At 61.5% G+C, this 18,196-nt stretch carries 15 protein-coding genes; 10 read left to right on the top strand and 5 right to left on the bottom strand.

Annotation, left to right across the window (positions count from 1 at the left end):
• Window positions 1–156: 156 nt before the first annotated feature.
• The 5 genes from ACSPX5_RS05515 to ACSPX5_RS05495 all read right to left on the bottom strand — a co-directional run bounded on the left by ACSPX5_RS05515 (window position 157) and on the right by ACSPX5_RS05495 (window position 6,788).
• Complete coding sequence (locus ACSPX5_RS05515) at window positions 157–741, bottom strand: hypothetical protein (protein WP_439822002.1); 585 nt, start codon at window positions 739–741, stop codon at window positions 157–159.
• 113 nt (window positions 742–854) lie between these two features.
• The gene (locus ACSPX5_RS05510; protein WP_439821110.1) at window positions 855–1,922 is read right to left on the bottom strand and encodes a lipocalin-like domain-containing protein; all 1,068 of its coding nucleotides are present in this window, start codon (window positions 1,920–1,922) and stop codon (window positions 855–857) included.
• Window positions 1,912–4,383: an FtsX-like permease family protein gene (locus ACSPX5_RS05505; protein ID WP_439821109.1), complete on the bottom strand. Its 2,472-nt coding sequence runs from the start codon at window positions 4,381–4,383 to the stop codon at window positions 1,912–1,914. Before ACSPX5_RS05505 ends, ACSPX5_RS05510 begins: the two co-directional genes overlap by 11 nt.
• Complete coding sequence (locus ACSPX5_RS05500) at window positions 4,380–5,033, bottom strand: ABC transporter ATP-binding protein (protein ID WP_207868118.1); 654 nt, start codon at window positions 5,031–5,033, stop codon at window positions 4,380–4,382. The genes ACSPX5_RS05505 and ACSPX5_RS05500 overlap by 4 nt, the downstream gene beginning before the upstream one ends.
• A gap of 57 nt (window positions 5,034–5,090) precedes the next feature.
• On the bottom strand, window positions 5,091–6,788 hold the full coding sequence (locus tag ACSPX5_RS05495) for a sulfatase-like hydrolase/transferase (RefSeq protein ID WP_323160882.1): 1,698 nt from the start codon (window positions 6,786–6,788) through the stop codon (window positions 5,091–5,093).
• A gap of 392 nt (window positions 6,789–7,180) precedes the next feature.
• Between ACSPX5_RS05495 and ACSPX5_RS05490 the strand changes: the two genes are divergently transcribed.
• The 10 genes from ACSPX5_RS05490 to ACSPX5_RS05445 are packed head-to-tail and all read left to right on the top strand — an operon-like array spanning window position 7,181 to window position 18,187.
• Window positions 7,181–8,533: a UDP-glucose dehydrogenase family protein gene (locus ACSPX5_RS05490; protein ID WP_207868121.1), complete on the top strand. Its 1,353-nt coding sequence runs from the start codon at window positions 7,181–7,183 to the stop codon at window positions 8,531–8,533.
• A complete protein-coding gene (locus tag ACSPX5_RS05485; RefSeq protein ID WP_439821108.1) occupies window positions 8,530–9,567 on the top strand; it encodes an NAD-dependent epimerase in 1,038 nt (345 codons plus the stop codon). Before ACSPX5_RS05490 ends, ACSPX5_RS05485 begins: the two co-directional genes overlap by 4 nt.
• A gap of 18 nt (window positions 9,568–9,585) precedes the next feature.
• Window positions 9,586–10,332: a sugar transferase gene (locus tag ACSPX5_RS05480; RefSeq protein ID WP_169429770.1), complete on the top strand. Its 747-nt coding sequence runs from the start codon at window positions 9,586–9,588 to the stop codon at window positions 10,330–10,332.
• A complete protein-coding gene (locus ACSPX5_RS05475; RefSeq protein ID WP_169429769.1) occupies window positions 10,332–10,979 on the top strand; it encodes a CpsD/CapB family tyrosine-protein kinase in 648 nt (215 codons plus the stop codon). Before ACSPX5_RS05480 ends, ACSPX5_RS05475 begins: the two co-directional genes overlap by 1 nt.
• A gap of 20 nt (window positions 10,980–10,999) precedes the next feature.
• Window positions 11,000–12,025: a polysaccharide biosynthesis/export family protein gene (locus ACSPX5_RS05470; RefSeq protein ID WP_169429768.1), complete on the top strand. Its 1,026-nt coding sequence runs from the start codon at window positions 11,000–11,002 to the stop codon at window positions 12,023–12,025.
• A 17-nt stretch (window positions 12,026–12,042) separates the two neighbouring features.
• On the top strand, window positions 12,043–13,635 hold the full coding sequence (locus ACSPX5_RS05465; protein WP_439821107.1) for a GumC family protein: 1,593 nt from the start codon (window positions 12,043–12,045) through the stop codon (window positions 13,633–13,635).
• Window positions 13,620–14,726: a glycosyltransferase family 4 protein gene (locus tag ACSPX5_RS05460; RefSeq protein ID WP_432760325.1), complete on the top strand. Its 1,107-nt coding sequence runs from the start codon at window positions 13,620–13,622 to the stop codon at window positions 14,724–14,726. Before ACSPX5_RS05465 ends, ACSPX5_RS05460 begins: the two co-directional genes overlap by 16 nt.
• Window positions 14,723–16,093, top strand: coding sequence for an O-antigen ligase family protein (locus ACSPX5_RS05455; protein ID WP_439821106.1), 1,371 nt, complete (start codon window positions 14,723–14,725; stop codon window positions 16,091–16,093). Before ACSPX5_RS05460 ends, ACSPX5_RS05455 begins: the two co-directional genes overlap by 4 nt.
• On the top strand, window positions 16,090–17,058 hold the full coding sequence (locus tag ACSPX5_RS05450; protein ID WP_439821105.1) for a glycosyltransferase: 969 nt from the start codon (window positions 16,090–16,092) through the stop codon (window positions 17,056–17,058). The genes ACSPX5_RS05455 and ACSPX5_RS05450 overlap by 4 nt, the downstream gene beginning before the upstream one ends.
• Window positions 17,051–18,187, top strand: a complete 1,137-nt coding sequence (locus ACSPX5_RS05445) for a glycosyltransferase (protein ID WP_439821104.1) — start codon at window positions 17,051–17,053, stop codon at window positions 18,185–18,187. Before ACSPX5_RS05450 ends, ACSPX5_RS05445 begins: the two co-directional genes overlap by 8 nt.
• The last annotated feature ends 9 nt before the right edge of the window (window positions 18,188–18,196 follow it).

Raw genomic sequence — 18,196 nt, 5'->3', positions numbered from 1 at the left:
GTCCTGCTTCAACATGAAATTTATGTACTGAAAAGTTAAAGAAAATATTCGTCGATATTTCCCGACAAACTTTCTGAATTCATCACCTTGAACACTTTATATGACTGCTCTCATACAATTACTTGTACAAGAACAGCCGTTATGTAGAGTCAATACTCAACTTTCATGCTGACTGGTCACTTTTAATACATCGGTGTATGTGACCACCACACTCTGCCCGACTTTCAAATCTTTCAGTTTGGCCTGAATCTCAGGCTTCTCGACGTTGAGGGTTTTCGACTGGCCTGAAGGATTTTCCAGGGTGACCTGGTTTGTCGCCAAATCAATTTTGGTGATTTTCAGTTGCACCTGAACCTGGCGGAAAGCCTCGCCCCCCGGGTTGCTGCTGCCCACGGCATTGCGCAGTTCACCGGTGCGCTCGGTGGAACCTGGCAGACCTTTATCCACATCGGTGTCCAGATAAGCGGCGACCGAACGAGTCACCTCGATCTTGACCAGATCCCCCACCTTCAGATTTCCGAGGTTTTTGGCCTTGTCGCTGAGCTGGATATGTACCTGGCGACCTTCCGCACCCTCAAGAACAACCTGATGATTGGCCGGGTCAACCGCCAGCACTTTGGTGGTTACCCGGTCGGCCTCGACCGTGGCCGACAGCGGGATATCGTTGGCCATCGCCGAAAGGCTGGCAGCAGAAAGGGCGGCGGCGAGTGCAATCGTTTGCGTCAGTGCTTTGAGCTTCATAAGCGGTACTTTCCCTGTGATGGATGACAACACCCGGCGCCGAATCGGTCTCGGCACCGCGCGTGCCAAGGAGCATAGACGCTGATCGGCCGTTGCTCCCCGAACCGGGTCAATCAATACCCGGTCATCTCCAGATAGCCCTGCCCGCCCCGATTGCCGCTCAAGCGCACCGGCCCTTCCCAATACGGAATGCGCAGGTTCATCCAGGCATCGGGGTTGACTGCATCGAGGGTGATTTGCAGGTTTTTTTGCGCAATGTCGATCGACCAGCGCACCGGCATCGAACGGCCGGCCACTTTCGCAGTGCCCTGCGGGGTCAGCTTGATCTGATCGGCATGCAGGGTTTCGACCTGGCCATCGGCGCCAATCCACGTGCCGGTGAGGTACGGCGCCCCTTGCTTCTGGCGCATGCGGTAGAGCATGACGTGTTCGCCGCCATCTAGATGCAGGGAGAACCAGTCCCAACCGGTCTGGTTGGCGGTCAGCGGTTGGCTGCTCCATTCGCGGTCGAGCCAGGCCGGGCCGTTGACGGTGTAGGTCTGGCCGTCGATCTGCAGGGTGCCGCTGGCCTGAAAAAACGGCTGGCTGTAGTAATACGACGCCTGTCCCTGTTCGGATTTCTGACTGAAACCGTGATCACCTTGCAGCACCAGCGGACGGCTGGAAGTCAGCCTCAACTGATAGCTGAAGTTTTTGTCCTTTGCGCTGAGCTGCATGTCGCCCAGCGGATCACTCGCCTGACTGACGAAACGCCAGTCATCGATCCACGCCTCGAACGGTGCGGCACGCACCCCGGCCTGGCCGACACCACCCCGGGCATAACGCTCGGCGGCGTGATGGACGCTGGCCGAGGTCACCGCCGCATGACCGAGCCAGATCGTTTGATTGGCCCACGCCGGTTGTTCCGGCAACGCGTTCAGGGCGCTGCGAAACAACGTCCACTGAACGCCGAAATCATTGCCCTGAGCATCCTTGAGATTGGCCGTGACATACCACCATTCGATGCGAAAACCGTCATGGGCGCCGTGATCCGCCGGGAAACTGAACACCCGCCCCGGCACCACCGGCGTGAAGGCCTGCGCCTGAGCGCCCATCCCGGCAAAACCTTTCTGTTCCGGTGCCGGGTTGTCGCAGCCAGTGAGCAACAGCGCCAGGCACACCGCGGCGAAGTTAATCCTCATGGGCAAACGTCCTCAACAAGTCCGCCGGCTGCGTGCGGTACAACGAATACAGCGGCCACGCCGAGGCCAGTAGCGTCGCCAGCAGCGCCAGCCCGGTCAGTTGCAGCAACTGCAACGGAAACACCCGCAACGGCAGGCGCCAGCCAAAGGCCTGCACGTTGATCACCGCATCCAGACACCACGCCAGCCCGATGCCCAATGGCAATGCCAACACCAGCGTCAGTACCGCCAGCAACCAGGTCTGACCGAGGTTGAGCAGCATCAATTGCCGTCGCGTCACCCCCAAGGCCCACAACGGCGCCAGTTGGCCGAGACGGCTCTGGCTCTGGGTCAGCAGGCTGATGAACAACGCCACACCGGCGACCGCCAGCGTCAGGCTGTTGAGCGCGGCCGTCGCGGCAAAGGTCCGCTCAAAAACCTGCACCGACCAGCCCTTGAGCCGCGCCTGATCGACGATGCGGCTGTCGTCGAGCTGGAAGCGTGCCTGCAAGGCACTGAGCAATGTCGGGATCTTTGCCGGTTCGATCCGCAGGTTGAACCGGTTCGGTGTCAGTTGCGGCCAACTGCGCAACAGGTGATTGCTGTTGACCAGCACATGGCCCTTGGGATTGCCGTAGTCGGCGTAGATCCCGACGATGCGCGGCGACCACGACAGGCCCGGCGTCGGAATCGTCAGGTGATCGCCCGGCCGCACCTTGAGCCGGCGCGCGAGTTGTTCGCTGAGCATCACCGCGTCATCGGTGGCCAGCAAAGCCCACGGGTCGTTGCCCCGGGCTTCGAGCAGCGGCCAGTGCTGACGATAGTGCGGATGGTCGATGATGCCGAACACTTCCGTAGGCCAGCCTTGCAGCGTCACCGAAACCTGCCAGTTGGGCAGGATCGCCGTGACACTCGGCTGTTGTTTGAGCCAGCTGTACAGCTCGCGCGCCTGAGCCGGATTGCTCGGGTTCAGATAGAGCTCGGCAGTGAGCCGTTGTTCGAGCCAGTCGTTGAAGGTCTGGCGGAAACCGGTGGTCATGCTGCCGGCGCCGATGTTCGCCGCCAGCGCCAGCAGCAACGCCATCAGCGCCAGACTCAGCGCCGGCAATTGCTGTCGGCAGTCGGCGAGAAACCACTGCCCCAGCACCGAACGACTGCGCCCGAGCAAGCCGTTCAACAGCGCACTGAGCACCACCGGCAGCGCCAACGCGGCGCCGAGCAACAACCCCGCCATCAACACGAAACCACTGGCCAGACTGTTACCCGACACCAGCGCAATCAAAGCAATCGCCGCAAACACCCCGGCCACCCAGCCCTGTCGGCGCAACCAGCGCGCATGCTGTTCATGCCAGGCTTGTGGATCGGCCACCGCCAACAACGGCAGCCGCGCCGCTCGCAACAGGCTGTTGGCCCCGGCCAGCAACGCGCCGAGCAGACTCAAGCCAATGCCGCTGAACCACCACCACGAACTCAGACGCAACTGCCCCGCCACCTCCGCGCCGTACAACCCGCGCAGGCTGGCGGCGACATCCGGCAGCAGCACACTGGCCAGCCAGTAGCCGCTGACGACACCAAACAGTCCGCCGATCAACGCCAGCGCACCGAGTTCGACGATGAGACAAGCAATCAGCATTCGCGCACTGACACCGCAGGCGCGCAACGTACGCAACAGCCCACGACGCTGTTCCAGCGCCAGACCGATAGCCGCATGCACGATGAACAGGCCGACGACAAACGAGAGAAAACCAAGTGCATCGAGATTGAGATGAAAACTCTCGGTCAGCCGCGCCAGATTGTTTTCTTCGCCGCTGCTCTTGAGCTGCAACCGGCCCTTGAACGCGGCCGGTACGTCGGCGTGAAAATCGTTGGGCAACGTCAGCCGCGACAGTTGACCGGGTTGTTCGAGCACACGTTGAGCAACACCGATGTCCACCAGCAAGACACCGGGAGCCATGTCCTTCTGCGCCAGTAACGGTGGCAACGTCTGACCGGTTCCGGTTTGCGGTGCGTCACCTTCTGACAGGTTCAACGCTTGCAAGGTGTCGGGGGAAATCCAGGTGCTGCCCGGCGGGCTGAAGAACTCGACGATGCGCTCGATCGGCATCGCCTGCCCCGCCACAGCACTATCGGCCGGCAGCGACACCGGCTCGATACCCATCAATTGCAGGCGTTGAGATTCATGGTCCTTGAGGATCAAACGGCCCTGCAACACCGGCGAAACCGGCCAGCCCTGACGGCGCAGATCGACAAACCACTGCTGCGAAAACGTCGCGCCACCTGGCGCACTCAGGCTGGCTTGGGGTTCGCCGCCGATCATCCGGCTGGCTCGCGCGTAACTGTCCCGCGCCTGGCTGTTGAGCGCTTCGACGCCGGTCAACAGACTGGTGGCCAGCCATAACCCGGTGAGCACGCTGAAAAACTGCACCGGATGTCGCCGCCAGTGACTGAGCAAGGCGATCAGGGCCAGCCGGAAAACCCTCACGTCAGTCGACCGCTGGACAACACCACCCGCTCCGCCAGTCGCGCGGCCACGCGCTGACTGTGAGTGACCATCAGCAAGGTGGTCGGCGTGTTCTCGAGCAGTTCCAGCAACAGCCGCAGCACCTCGTCACTGGTTGACTCGTCGAGGCTGCCGGTGGGTTCGTCGGCCAGCAACAACTTGGGCCGCGATGCCAACGCCCGGCCGAGCGCGACCCGTTGCTGCTGGCCACCAGAGAGTTGTTCGGGATAACGCTTGAGCAGATCGTCCAGGCCCAGACGCTGCACCAGATGGTTCTGCCAGCGCGGATCATGGCGTCCGGCGAGTCGTGCCTGAAACGCCAGGTTGTCTTCGATGCGCAGGCTGCCGATCAGGTTGTACTGCTGGAACACCAGACCGATTTCCGTGCGGCGCCAGTTGGCCAGTTGCGCTTCGCTCATTTCGTCGAGTCGATGTTCGCCGCTGCGGATGCTGCCGCTGTCGACTTTATCCAGACCGGCAATCAGGTGCAGCAGCGTGCTTTTGCCGCTGCCCGACTCGCCCATCAGCGCCAGACTGCTTCCCGGTTTGAGTGTCAGATCGATGCCTTGCAACACGGGCAACGGGCCTTGAGGGGTGAGATAGCTCTTGAAGACGTTTTGAACCTGCAGCATGCCGCCATCCGATCGAACCGTGTGGGGCAAGGATAGCGGATAGCGGGTGGCGCAGGGTTACTGTCCTGCTGCAATGCTGGTGGGCGACTCACCCGGCGTGACGATGCTGTTCAGGTCGATATGTTTCCACTCGGGCCTGGCCCCCAACCGCGCATTGAAGCGGTAGTTGAAGGTGAAATCGTCCGCTGTCGGCACGCTCAGCGGTTTGCCGTAGACCGATTCGATCCCCGCCAGGTCGTAGCCCATCAACTGCAGCAGCGTCGGAAAGATGTTGTAGTGACTGGAGCGATCCTTGTTGGCCGCCAGTTGTGCCGACCAGTCGAGGGAGTGCAACTGATCGCCCTGAATCACCACCAGCGGCACCAGCCCCTCCTCTTCCACCGGGTCGCCACCGCAATGGGTGTTGAGCCCCGGGTTACCGCGCTCGTGCAGGTCCTGGCCGTGGTCCGAGGTGTAGATCAGCAGTGCGTTGTTCAGATTGGCCTGGGCAAACACCCGCGAGAAAAATTCGCCGACATTCCACAACACGGTGTTCTTGTAGGCGTTACGGTACAGCACCCAGTCATCCGGCTGGCCGTTGAAACCGTCGCGCTTGCCGGTGTCGGCAACTTCGGTGAACTGCCCTCGCGGCAACGTCGGGCGGTAGGCCATGAAGGCGTCCGGGTATTTGTCGTGCACCGGGAAATGCGCGCCGACCTTGTTGATCACCACCAGCTCCGGTTTGTCGTCGTTGAGCAGTTCGATCAGCTTGGCAGCGGCGGCCATGTCGCGATCGCGGACGCTGGTCTGGTCAAATTGCACGAACTCGTCGATGTCCTTTTTCTCGGTGTCGGTCATCAGGTTCTGCAGGTTGCCGCCGGTACGCTGGGCATCGATGTAGACCGTGCGCAGGCCGGCTTTTTTCGCGTACTGCCAGATCGACGGCAGCGTGGTGTTGATGCGCATGTAATCGGCGCGAGTGCCGCCGTAGCGCAGGGTGACGTTGGTGTCGGCGCTGCAATTGGCGATGGAGGCCGCGTAGCCGTAGTTGAAGATCTCGACACCCGGATGCGCTTGCTTGAGGTTGCTGTGCACGCCAAACGGCGCGTTGATGTCCAGGTAATTGCCGGAAATGCTTTCGTCGATGATCAGCACGATGTCGTGACTCACCGCCGGGCCGTTGCGCGTCAGGGTCACTGGCTCACGGGGGCCGACAGTGTTGTGCAGCGCCTCGTAGCCAAACAGGTTGAGGTAGGCCAGCGGCGTGTACATGATCGGCAAGCCCCGCGCCCCTTCCCCGGCCCGCACGAACAGTACGGCGCTGAGCAGCAACACCCCCAGCACCGGCGCCGCGACTCTCAGTGCATTGGGAACCGGAATCGAATGACGCGGCCGCAGGCCGATGCCGATCAACAGCAAAAGACCGTTGAGCACCCCGTGGGCGATCGCGTCCCGGTACTGGTACGCCGCTTCCTGGATGAAGCCGCCCGAATAAACCAGTGAGACAAAACTGCTGTACGTCAGGTAATCGGCAGTGACCCGGGTATAGACATCAAAGAACACCGCCGAAATAAACATCGCCAATGCGAACAAGTGCCGAATGAAAGTCTGCCTTATATAGGCCGTTAGCAATAATGCGAACGTCAGCGCCAAAAACATCGCGCCAAAAAGTAGTACTGCCGGACCGATACCCATGGCGTTTAAACGTTCAAGGTAATAATCGGAATAAAGCAGTAGATAAATAATTAAAAGCAGTTCTTTCAAATATCGAAACATGGCGATTCCGGGACGCTTGCGACGGGGCATGGTCAATCGCTTGTCGGTCATTTTCTGACACTAGCAGCGGGCCATCAAAGCGCAAGAATTGTCCGACTTTTGCCAAAAGCGTCAAAAAAACATTGACTCAAAACTGACACACCCAAGTCGTTACAGGCCTTGTATTTTGTGGCCTACGACCGTTTATCGTTTTCTTTGAAATGTGAAAAGCATGTCAAGGACGGGACAAATCCAGATACAGCAAGTACTTGATGGCCAATCGCCCCCAAAAACGGGGGTGTTATACACATGCAACATGTCATTTTGCTGACACGCTTTCCCCACCCTGCGCTATACCCCTTTTGACAGTTCCAATTCGATCTTCTTTCCACCGTCTTACGAGGCACGCCAATATGGACGTGAGCGTATTTGGTACGGGCTATGTTGGCCTGATTCAAGCTGCGGCACTCGCCGATGTCGGACATCGAGTGTTGTGCGTCGATATTGACCCGAACAAGATTAAACAACTGCAACAGGCAGTTCCGCCGATCAGTGAACCGGGACTGTCGGCAACTTTGGAAGAAAACATCAAGGCCGGGCGCTTGCTGTTTACCACCCAGGCCAGCGATGCCGTTGAACACGCCGAACTGATCTTCATCGCCGTGGGTACGCCGGCTGACGAGGACGGTTCCGCCGACCTCAGCCATGTGCTCAGCGTGGCACGGCAAATCGCAAGCTTCATGGAGGCCGATCGCACCCTGATCATCAAATCCACGGTGCCGGTCGGCACGGCGGATCAGGTACTCGACACCGCCAACAACGAATTGCACCGGCGCGGCAAAAGCGGCCTGAACGTGCGAATCGTGTCCAACCCCGAATTCCTCAAAGAAGGCAGCGCCCTCGCCGACTGCATGCGTCCGGACCGGATCATTGTCGGCACCCTGGACCCTGACGCCCGGGAGCAGTTGAGCGAGCTGTATGCACCGTTCTGCCGCAACCACGAAAAACTGATGTTCATGGACAACCGCAGCGCCGAGCTGACCAAGTACGCGGCCAACGCGATGCTCGCCACCCGCATCAGCTTCATGAACGAACTGGCCAACCTTACCGAACTGCTGGGCGCCGACATCGAAGCCGTGCGCAAGGGCATCGGCTCCGACCCGCGCATCGGCTATCACTTCATCTACCCCGGCTGCGGCTTCGGTGGTTCGTGCTTTCCCAAGGATCTGCGCGCCCTGTTGCACACCGCCGAGCTCAACGGTATGCCGCTGAAATTGCTGCGCAGTGTCACCGACGTCAACGACACCCAGCGGCACATCCTGTTCAGCAAGCTGAAGGCGCAGTTCCCGCAAGGCCTGGCTGGCAAGTCCATCGCCATCTGGGGCCTGGCCTTCAAGCCGAACACCGATGACATGCGCGAAGCCCCCAGCCGTTATCTGATGGATGCCCTGTGGGCCGAAGGCGCCAGTGTGCAGGCCTACGACCCCGAGGCCATGTCCGAATGCCGGCGCATTTACGGCTACCGCAATGACCTGCACCTGTGCGCCACCCGCGACGACACCCTGGAGGATGCCGACGCACTGGTGATCTGCACCGAGTGGAAGAATTTCCGCGTGGTGGATTTCGAGCTGCTGGCCAGCAAGCTGCGCTCGAAAGTCATCATCGACGGTCGCAACCTCTACAACCCTGAACAAGTGGCAGCCGCCGGCCTGCACTACAGCGGCATCGGCCTGCGGCATATCGCGCCTGACGGGCTGCGGTCATGAAAATCCTCGTCACCGGTGCGGCCGGGTTCATTGGCGCTCATTGCGTGCTGCGGCTGATGCGCGACGGGCATCAGGTCGTCGGCCTGGACAATTTCAACGCCTATTACGACCCGCAACTCAAGCATGATCGTGTGCGCTGGGTCCGCGGTCAGGTCGGCGATTTCCAGATTGCCAGAGTCGATCTGGCCGACGCCCCCGCCGTCGACGCCCTCTTCGTCCGTGAATGCCCGCAAGTGGTGATCCACCTCGCGGCGCAGGCCGGGGTGCGTTACTCGCTGGAAAATCCACGGGCCTACATGGACAGCAACCTCAGTGGCTTCCTGAACATTCTGGAGTGCTGCCGGCATCACCCGGTTGAACACTTGATCTATGCCTCGTCGAGCTCGGTGTACGGCGCCAACCAGCACACCCCCTACACGGTGCACGACGGCGTCAATCACCCGCTGTCGCTGTACGCCGCGACCAAGAAAGCCAACGAACTGATGGCCCACAGCTACAGCCACCTGTTCGGCATTCCCTGCACCGGGCTGCGCTTTTTCACGGTGTACGGGCCCTGGGGGCGGCCGGACATGTCGCCGATCCAGTTCGCCCGGGCCATCACCGAAGGCCTGCCGTTGAAGCTGTTCAACTACGGCCTGCACCAGCGCGATTTCACCTACATCGACGACATCGTCGAAAGCATTGCCCGCCTCACGGTCCAGCCGCCGCATACCCATCCGGAATGGGATCGCGAGCACCCCGATGCGGGCAGCAGCATGGCGCCGTGGCGCCTGTTCAACATCGGCGGCCACCATCCGGTGGAGCTGAAAACCTACCTGGCCCTGATGGAAAAACATCTCGGCCGCAAAGCCATTGTCGAGCTGCTGCCCCTGCAACCGGGCGACGTGCTCAACACCTGTGCCGACGCCGAAGATCTGGCTCAGGCCACCGGGTTCCAGCCCCGGATAGAGCTGGATGAAGGTCTCGGGCGTTTCATCGCCTGGTACCGCGAATACTACCCGACTGCCTGTCGCCCACGCGCCGTTCGCGGCTGAACACCAGCGGAGGACTCCATGACTGGACATGAAAAAGGTGTACCGATCCAACATCTGGTTCGTGACAAACGCATGGATCCGGAACATCGAATGCGCCTCGACGCGGCCATCCACCGCCAGGGGCAAGGCTGGGTGACCGGACGCGAGGGTGGCCGTCCCTGGCAGCTGTCGCGCACCAACAGGGTGGTGGCCTGCTTCGGCGCGCTGGTCATTCTGGTGATGATTTCGCCGCTGCTGATCGGTCTGGCACTTGCCATCAAGCTCACCAGCAAAGGCCCGGTGATGTTCGTGCAGAAACGCACCGGCTATCGCGGCCGCAAGTTCGGCATGTACAAATTTCGCACCATGGTCGCCAACGCGGAAGAACTCAAAGAGTCGCTGCGCCACCTCAATAAACACGGTGCCGATGCGATCGACTTCAAGATTGATCAGGACCCGCGCATCACCCGGATCGGCGGTTTCCTTCGGCGCACCAGCCTCGACGAACTGCCCAACCTGATCAATGTGGTGACCGGCGACATGCGCCTGGTCGGCCCTCGTCCGACCTCGTTCAACGCCTACCGCTACAAGGACAAGCACCTCGCCCGTCTGGCGATCTACCCCGGCATGACCGGCCTGTGGCAGATCTCCGGGCGCAGCAATATCGACTTCGACCAGCGCGTTGAGTTGGACCTCAGCTACATCGCCGAGCAGAGCCTGTTGCTTGATTTGAAGATCCTGTTGAAAACCCCTTTCAAAGTATTCAGCGGCCACGGAGCAAGCTAATGGACGGTTCAACCAACAAAAGCCTGAGCATCGCCAGCCCCAGCGAGTCGAACCTGACATCGACCGTGCTGGACCTGGATCTGCGGATCCTTTTCCTGACCGCCGCCAACCCCGGCGCCGGCACTACCACCAGCGCGCTGGCCATGGCGAGCCAACTGGCACAGATGAGCAGCGGACTGGTGCTGTACGTCGATGCCAGTCAGTCGGCGAACAACCTCACCCAGCAACTGAACCTGGGCAAGGAGCGCGGCCTGCGCGACCTGCTGTTCAACCCGGACAACCCGCCACTGTTGCAGGACTGCGTGGTGCAGGTGTCAAGCCTGCCCTTCCACGTGCTGCCCAACGGCCGGCCGATCCGCACCCTGGAACACCTGACCGCCGAGCGCCTGAGCCCGTTGCTCGATCAACTGGGCGCTCAGTACCGCTTTGTGGTGATCGACGGCGACGCGGTGTATTCAGCCGCCGACACGCTGGTCATCAGCACTCAGGTCGACGGCGTGGTGTTCGTGGTCCGCGCCGAAGACACCCGCTGGGAAGTCGCGCAAGCAGCCGTGCAGCGCTTGACCCAGGCCGGGGCCAAAGTGGTCGGCAGCGTGTTCAACCGGCGCAAGTACTACATGCCCAAATGGCTGTACAAAAACCTGTAAGCAACGCGAGGGATGACGCAATGAACGCCAAGATACTGGTTCTGCTGATGCTGCCGCTTGCAGGTTGCTCCAGCAACTCCGAAACCCAGACCATGCCGGTGAATATCCTCACCGCCACCCCGGCCAACGCCCAGGCCACCGACATGCCCAAGGTCGAACAGACCCTGCGCCCGCAGGATGTGCTGGACGTGATCTTCCACATCAGCACCAGCGGCTCGGACGCTTACCGCGTGCAGGCCGGTGACCAGATCGGCCTGAACTTCACCGCCGCCAGCCAGCTCAACGGCAACCAGTTGGTATTGCCGGACGGCACCATCAACCTGCCGGGCGCCAACACCTCGGTGAAGATCGTCGGGTTGACCAGTGACGAGGCTCGCGAAGAAATCCAGCGCGCCTACCAGCGCAAACAGTTGTTCCAGCCCAATCGCAATCAGCTGACCGTTCAGATCATCAGTCCGCTGACCAACGAGCAAAACCTGAAAAGCGCCCTCAACCACCCCGCCACCGGCATGAGCCGCGAGATCACCGTGGGCACTGACGGCTACGCGAGCTTCCCGGAAATCGGCGCCGTGCCGCTGCAAGGCATGACCGTCAATCAACTGGAAACCTTCCTCAACAAACGCTATGCGCAACTGCCGGGAAGGATGACCGTGGATGTGCTGCTCAAGTCCACCGCCGGCAACGAGATCTACGTGCTGGGTGAAGTCGGCCAGCCCGGTTCCTACCCGATCCGGCGGCCGGTCTCGGTACTTGAAGCGCTGACCCTGGCCCGTGGTACCAACGTCAAGGCGCGGCTGGATTCAGTGGTGATCATGCGGCGCAACGGCAATCAGGTGCAGGCCGTGCATTACGACGTCGAGAAGGCGCTGGCCGGCGACGCCTCGCAGATCGCCTACCTGCAGCCGGACGACATGCTTTTCGTGCCGAAGACCAAACTGGCGAGTGCCGGCGATCTGGCCCGGCAACTGGCCGACGTGGTGCTGTTCCAGGGCGTGGGGTTCAGCTTCGGCTACCGCGTCGACAACAAAGGCAGCAACAACAACTGACTCTCGGGTGACCTGACATGAATCCAAAGGAAAACTACCTGCATGAGTTCTTCAGGATCCTCTTCGCCAACAAGCGACTGGTGAAGCGTGTCTTCCTGATCTTTGCAGTGATCGCGCTGGTGCTGCCGCTGGTGCTCAAACAGAGCTTCGATATCACCGCCCAGGTGATCGTGCAGTCAAAAAAACTCTCCCAGGGCGACGCCACCACGTCGCTGACCGTGGACAACGCCACATTCATTCCGCCGTCACTGGCGGACATGGAAACCGAGAGCAACATCCTGCGCTCGCCGGCGCTGATCCGTCAGACCATCAGCGAACTGCGGGACAAGGGTGAATACACCCCGCCTCCCGGGATGTTCGCCCGGCTGATCGGCGATCCGTTCAAGCGCTACATCACCTCGCCCCTGCGCCAGTACCTGATCAACCCGCTGCGCAACCTGCTGGGACTGGAAACCGACCCGGTGCGAGACACCGTGCTCGACGGGCTGACGCAACAGGCCATCGACAGCCTGAAGATCGAGACCCTGCCCGGTTCCAACGTGATCTCGATCGTCTACAGCTTCCCGGATCCGCATCAAGGCACGACCTTCGTCGCTGCCCTGCTGCAAAACTATCTGGTCAGCCGTCAGGCGCTGCAATCGATCGACCTGCCGCAGTCGTTCTACGAGACCAAGAAACACCTGTATCAGGTGCGCCTCGATGGTCTGGAAGGAAACCGCCAGGCGTTGCTGGAAAGTGTCGGTGCGGCGGATCCGAAGGAGGAAATCACCTTCCGCCTGAACGCAATCAACACTGAAGAACAGGCACTGAACCTGTATCAGGATCGCCTGCTGCAGAGCCAGCGCTGGCTGGAATACCTGAAAACCAGCCTGGCCGCCGCCAGCAACAACAAGCTCAATGACTACACCTTCCCCTACACCTTCACCACCACCGTCGACAATGTGGCGTTCGAAGACCGGGAGATCAAACAGCTGGGCGAGCAACTGACCACCCAGGTCAGCCGCTACATGAATGATCTGGCGGTGTTCCAGCCCGGCAGCGAGCCGATGCTGCTGACCCGTGAGCAGATCGCCCGTACCCGCCAGCAATTTCTCAAAGTGGTGAGCAACCGCATTCAGGAACGCACCAACGATCTGGCCGTGGTGCAACAGGTGATCGATCAGAAGACGGCGCGCATCGCCGAATTCAAGGCGCGCATCCATGATCTGCAGCAAACCCAAAGCAAACTGCGGCAGATGGACACCGAAATCGATGCCCTGCACGCCGCGTTCTCGACCTACGCCCAACGCTTTGCCGAAAGCAGCACCACCCGCGCGCTGAACGACGACCTGTCCAACGCCCGGGTCCTGAGCCCACCGTTTGAACCGACCGAAGCGGCGTTCCCCAAACCGCTGCTGATCATTCCGTTCGGTCTGTTCACCGGCCTGCTGCTGGCGATTGCCCTGGTCTACGTGCGTGAGTTCTTCGATCACCGCTTCAAACACCCGGCGCAAATCAGCCACGAGCTGGGCGTACCGGTGCTGCTGGTGATCAACGATCAGAGCACCGAACCCGGCAATCCGCACAAGAACTGGACCGTGCCAAGCTTCGTGCACTGGGTGCGCAATTGAACACGCCGTCCTCCCCGAACGCCGCGCTGCCGATCATTCATTTGCTCAGCAGCGGCGGCTTCTATGGGGCCGAGCGGATGTTGCTGGATCATTGCCTGGCGACACCGGGGCAGCATCAGGTGCTGTTTCTCGATGCGCCAGCGGAGCTGATCGAGCGCTTTCGCGAGGCCGGCGTCGATGCGCAAGGGTGCGCCGGGCTCGGCGCACTGCTCGGGCATCTGCGCCAGCGCCGGGCAGAACGTCCGTTGATCAACACCCATAATTTCAAGGGCCTGTTGTTCGGCTGGGTGGGCGCCTCGTTGCTGCGTCTGCCGCTGGTGATCACACAACACGGTTTCACCCCGCGCAGCCGCAAGCAGAAGTTCTACACCTGGCTCAGCCTGCAACTGTGCCGCACCGCCTCGGTGGATCGGGTGGTGTGCGTGGCCGAAAGCATCGCGGTGCTGCATCGCCAGGCCAGCGTGCGGGCGGAGAAGCTGCAAGTGATCCCCAACGGCCTGCCGGCGGCGATCGTCCAGCGGACTCTGCAAGTCGAAAATCCGCGCTGGCTCGCCGGATACGTCGGCCGCTTGAGCAGCGAGAAAGGCCCGGACCTGTTCCTTGATGCCCTGATCCCGTTGTGTCATCAGCACCCGCAGCTCGACGCGGTGATGCTCGGTGACGGCCCGGAACGCGAGGCATTGCAGGCACGAATCGAAGCCGCCGGGTTGCAGCAACGCATTCGACTGCCGGGTTATCAGACCGACATGCGCCACTGGTGGCAGCGACTCGACGCGCTGGTGATCAGTTCGCGCACCGAAGGTACACCGATGATTTTGCTCGAGGCCATGCAGACCGGGGTGCCGGTGGTGGCCTTTGCTGTCGGCGGGATTCCCGATGTGCTGGAACACCGGCACAACGGCCTGCTCGCCACGCCGACCGACAGCAACGCCCTGGCCCGTCAGCTCGATACCCTGCTGAGCGACAGCGGGTTGGCGCGCAGACTGCGAGACAACGCAAAACGCACGCAACAGGACCGCTACGACCTCAAGGCCCTGGCCGAACGCTGGTCGCAGCTGTACATCCGCACGGCACGGGAGGCACGCGCATGATTTTCCCGCTCTCGATCGTCAGCTTGCTGGGTCTGGTCTGCATCGCCTTGCTGGCCAGCCCCTGGCCCTATCTTGCGCCAGGAGCGGTGCTGGGTCTGGTGGGGTTCACCGTGCTCTACCGCAAGCCGACCTGGGGCCTGCTCGGCATTGCTGCGCTGGTGCCGTTCGAGGGTTTCTTCAAGGACAGCTCACTGTCAGGCAGCAAGCTGATCGGTGCGTCGCTGGCAGTGATCCTGATGCTGCAACTGGCGATGCATCAGATCCCGTCCGAACGCCTGCGCAGCAATATCTGGCGTTACCTGGTCTGGTTCATGGTTCTGTACTTTCTGAGTCTGCTCAACACCGATGACATGGGCATGTCTCTGGGTCATCTGCGCGAACTCAGTGTCGGTCTGATTCTGTTCGTCATCACTTTGCTGATCGGTCGAGAACTGAATCTCGACCTGTTCGCCCGGCTGGTGACGCTGGCCGTCAGCGCCACCTGCGCAATGGCGATGTTCTCGAGCAAATTCCAGGATCAGGGCCGCGCCGCCGGCCTGCTCGAAGACCCGAATGCCTTTGCCATGCTGATCGCCTTCGCCGTACCGCTGGGCCTGCTGCTGATCATTCGCAGCCCGAACCTGTTGCACCGTTTGTTCTGGGGCGGTTGCTGCCTGCTGCTGCTCGGCGGCATGACCAAGACCGAATCCCGCTCCGGGCTGGTGGTGCTGGCGTTGAGTCTGGTGATCGGTTGCTGGCACTACCGCGCGCAACTGACACGCATCCGCCCACGGCACTTGGGCTTCGCCATGCTCGGCATGGCGATCGTGATTCCGCTGGCGATCTATGCGATGCCCGCCGGCTATCTGGCACGTATCCAGTCGCTGAGCGTGCTCAGTGCCGGCGCCCGTGGCCACGATGACGAATCCCTTGGTCGCCGTGCGTCGTACATCGTGGTCGGCAGCCAGATGATCCGCGAGAATCCTTTGCTCGGTTCCGGCCCCGGCACCTTTCCCCTGCATTACGCCACCACCGGGTACGCCAAGGCGTTTTCCGCCAACCGCAAGATCGGCGACCTGTACCGCCGGGCGCACAACACCTACCTGGAAATCTTCAGCGAAGTGGGGGTTCCTGCCGGTCTGCTGTTCGTCGGCATGCTCGGACTGGGCCTGTACAACCTGATCCGCGCACGCCGCGTCTGGATGCAGCGCCGCGACTGGGAACAGGCCGACATGATGACCCACCTGGGCGTGAGTTTCCTGTCGCTGACCCTGTTTTTGATGTTCCTCAGTGCACCGAATCAGAAGTACGTGTGGATCATGCTCGCGCTCACCAGCGTCCTGCGCCTGAAGGCCGAGCAAGCACCGTTGGAAGAGGCCAGGACATGAGCCGGATCAGTGTCGTCATCCCGATGTACAACGAGGGCCGCCACATCGGCCGCACCCTGCTGGCGGCGCGAAAAGCCGCCCACGCGGCCAATGTCGAGTGCGAACTGATCGTGGTCGATAACGGCTCCCGCGATAACGGTCCACAGATCGCCCGCCAGTTCGGCGCGCACGTGCTGGTGGTGCCGGGCGTGCTGATCGGCGCCCTGCGCAATCGCGGTGCCGCCATCGCCACCGGTGACTGGCTGGCATTCATCGACGCCGACATCGAAATGCCCGAAGACTGGCTCACCCGGCTGTTCGCTCTCGAGGCCGAGGGCCACGCCGATGTGTTCGGACTGGACCTGCACACCCCTGCTTCTGCACCGTGGTACGCCGTGGCCTGGCAACGCCGCACCCAGCGCCCGATCAGCCACACGGCTCATGCCGTGGACTGGTTGCCCAGCTCCAACCTGCTGATGCACCGGCGCTGGTTCGACAAGGTCGGCGGATTCAACGAAACCCTGCGCACCGGTGAAGACAAAGAGTTCACCCTGCGTCAGAGCGAACAGGGCGCACGGCTGTTGTCGGTCAACGAAACCGTGGCCCTGCACTGGGGCTACGAAATGAACTGGCGCGAATGGATGGGCAAGGAAATATGGCGCCAGGGCAGTCATCTGCAACTGCTGCGCACCCATGGTTTCAGCCTGCGCCTGCTGCGTTTTCCGCTGTTGTCACTGGCGGCGTGGCTGCTGGATCTGCTGGCGATCTCCGCACTGCTCAACGGTTTTCCCCATCACGCCGCGGTCATGGTGATCGTGACCACGATCCCGGCGCTGGTACTGAGCATTCGTCAGAGTCTCCGCCAGCACGATATCGTCCTGACCCTGCAACTGTGGGGCCTGCACTGGATGCGTCTGCACCTGGCCGGTGCGGCGTTCATTCTCAGTCTGTGTCATTGGAACGCCAGGAGGCCTGCCCGTGGCTGAATTCATTTTCTGGATGTGCCTGCTGCTGCCGGTGTACGCCTATGTCGGCTACCCGCTGCTGCTGACGCTGCTCGCGCCGTTGTTCCCGGCGTGGCGCCACAGCCCGGCACCACCGCTGAACATCAGCATCGTGATCGCCGCGCACAACGAAGCGCGGCATATCGAACACAAGCTGCGCTCGCTGCTGTCCCAGGATTATCAACCGGCCACCCTGCAAATCATTCTGGCCAGCGACGGCTCCACTGACGACACCGTGGCTTGCGCTCACAAAGTAGTCGATCCACGGATTACCGTGCTTGACCTGCCCCGCCAGGGCAAGGCTGCCACGCTGAATGCCGGTGCAGCGCTGGCCACGGGCGACATTCTGGTGTTCACCGATGCCGACAACCAATGGTCGCGGGAAACCCTCGGCTACCTGCTGGCGCCCCTGAGCGATCCGCAGGTCGGCGCCTGCGCCGGGCACATGGTGATCCCGGTCACCGGCGGCGGACTGAGCGTCGGCGACAGCCTCTATCGGCATTACGAAGGCTGGCTGCGCCGGGTCGAGAATCGCACCGGTTGCATGGTCTCCGCCGACGGCGCCCTGCTCGCCTTGCGCCGGGAACTGTTCGAAAACGTGCCAGCGGAGGTCAACGACGACTTCTTCATCAGCACCTGCGCCCCGGTGAAATTCAAACGCATCGTCTACGTGCCTGAAGCGCAAGTGATCGACCACGGCGTCGATGAAGCGGACAAACAGTTCCGCCGCCGCCAGCGGGTCACCGTCGGCGGCCTGCAAAGCCTCGCCCAGCGCAGCGAGCTGCTCAATCCGCTCAAGCACGGGCTGTATTCGATTGCGCTGATCAGCCACAAATTGATCCGGCGCCTGGCGCCGATCCTGTTGCTGCCGTTGCTGCTGAGCAATTTCTGGCTGTGGGAAGAGCACGCTTTCTATCGCCTCTGCCTGATCGCGCAACTGCTCGGCTACGCCATCGCGATTGCCGGCCTGCTGGATTCGCAACACCGCTTGCCCAAACCGTTCCGCCTTGCGGCATTCCTGCTGGTGACGCTGGCGGGCATGAGCATTGGCCTGTGGCAGTTCCTGCGCGGCCAGCGTTACGCCCAGTGGAACCCTGACCAAAACCGTTGAGAGGGCTCA

The organism is Pseudomonas sp. HLG18 (assembly GCF_051903985.1).
GTDB classification, from domain to species: Bacteria; Pseudomonadota; Gammaproteobacteria; order Pseudomonadales; family Pseudomonadaceae; genus Aquipseudomonas; species Aquipseudomonas fluorescens_BT.
This window is presented reverse-complemented; position numbering and strand designations above follow the sequence as displayed.

Coding starts and splice junctions, on each gene's coding strand:
- ACSPX5_RS05515 (WP_439822002.1), bottom strand. CDS start 741: ATGAAGCTCAAAGCACTGACGCAAACGATTGCACTCGCCGCCGCCCTT.
- ACSPX5_RS05510 (WP_439821110.1), bottom strand. CDS start 1,922: ATGAGGATTAACTTCGCCGCGGTGTGCCTGGCGCTGTTGCTCACTGGC.
- ACSPX5_RS05500 (WP_207868118.1), bottom strand. CDS start 5,033: ATGCTGCAGGTTCAAAACGTCTTCAAGAGCTATCTCACCCCTCAAGGC.
- ACSPX5_RS05495 (WP_323160882.1), bottom strand. CDS start 6,788: ATGTTTCGATATTTGAAAGAACTGCTTTTAATTATTTATCTACTGCTT.
- ACSPX5_RS05490 (WP_207868121.1), top strand. CDS start 7,181: ATGGACGTGAGCGTATTTGGTACGGGCTATGTTGGCCTGATTCAAGCT.
- ACSPX5_RS05485 (WP_439821108.1), top strand. CDS start 8,530: ATGAAAATCCTCGTCACCGGTGCGGCCGGGTTCATTGGCGCTCATTGC.
- ACSPX5_RS05480 (WP_169429770.1), top strand. CDS start 9,586: ATGACTGGACATGAAAAAGGTGTACCGATCCAACATCTGGTTCGTGAC.
- ACSPX5_RS05475 (WP_169429769.1), top strand. CDS start 10,332: ATGGACGGTTCAACCAACAAAAGCCTGAGCATCGCCAGCCCCAGCGAG.
- ACSPX5_RS05470 (WP_169429768.1), top strand. CDS start 11,000: ATGAACGCCAAGATACTGGTTCTGCTGATGCTGCCGCTTGCAGGTTGC.
- ACSPX5_RS05465 (WP_439821107.1), top strand. CDS start 12,043: ATGAATCCAAAGGAAAACTACCTGCATGAGTTCTTCAGGATCCTCTTC.
- ACSPX5_RS05455 (WP_439821106.1), top strand. CDS start 14,723: ATGATTTTCCCGCTCTCGATCGTCAGCTTGCTGGGTCTGGTCTGCATC.
- ACSPX5_RS05450 (WP_439821105.1), top strand. CDS start 16,090: ATGAGCCGGATCAGTGTCGTCATCCCGATGTACAACGAGGGCCGCCAC.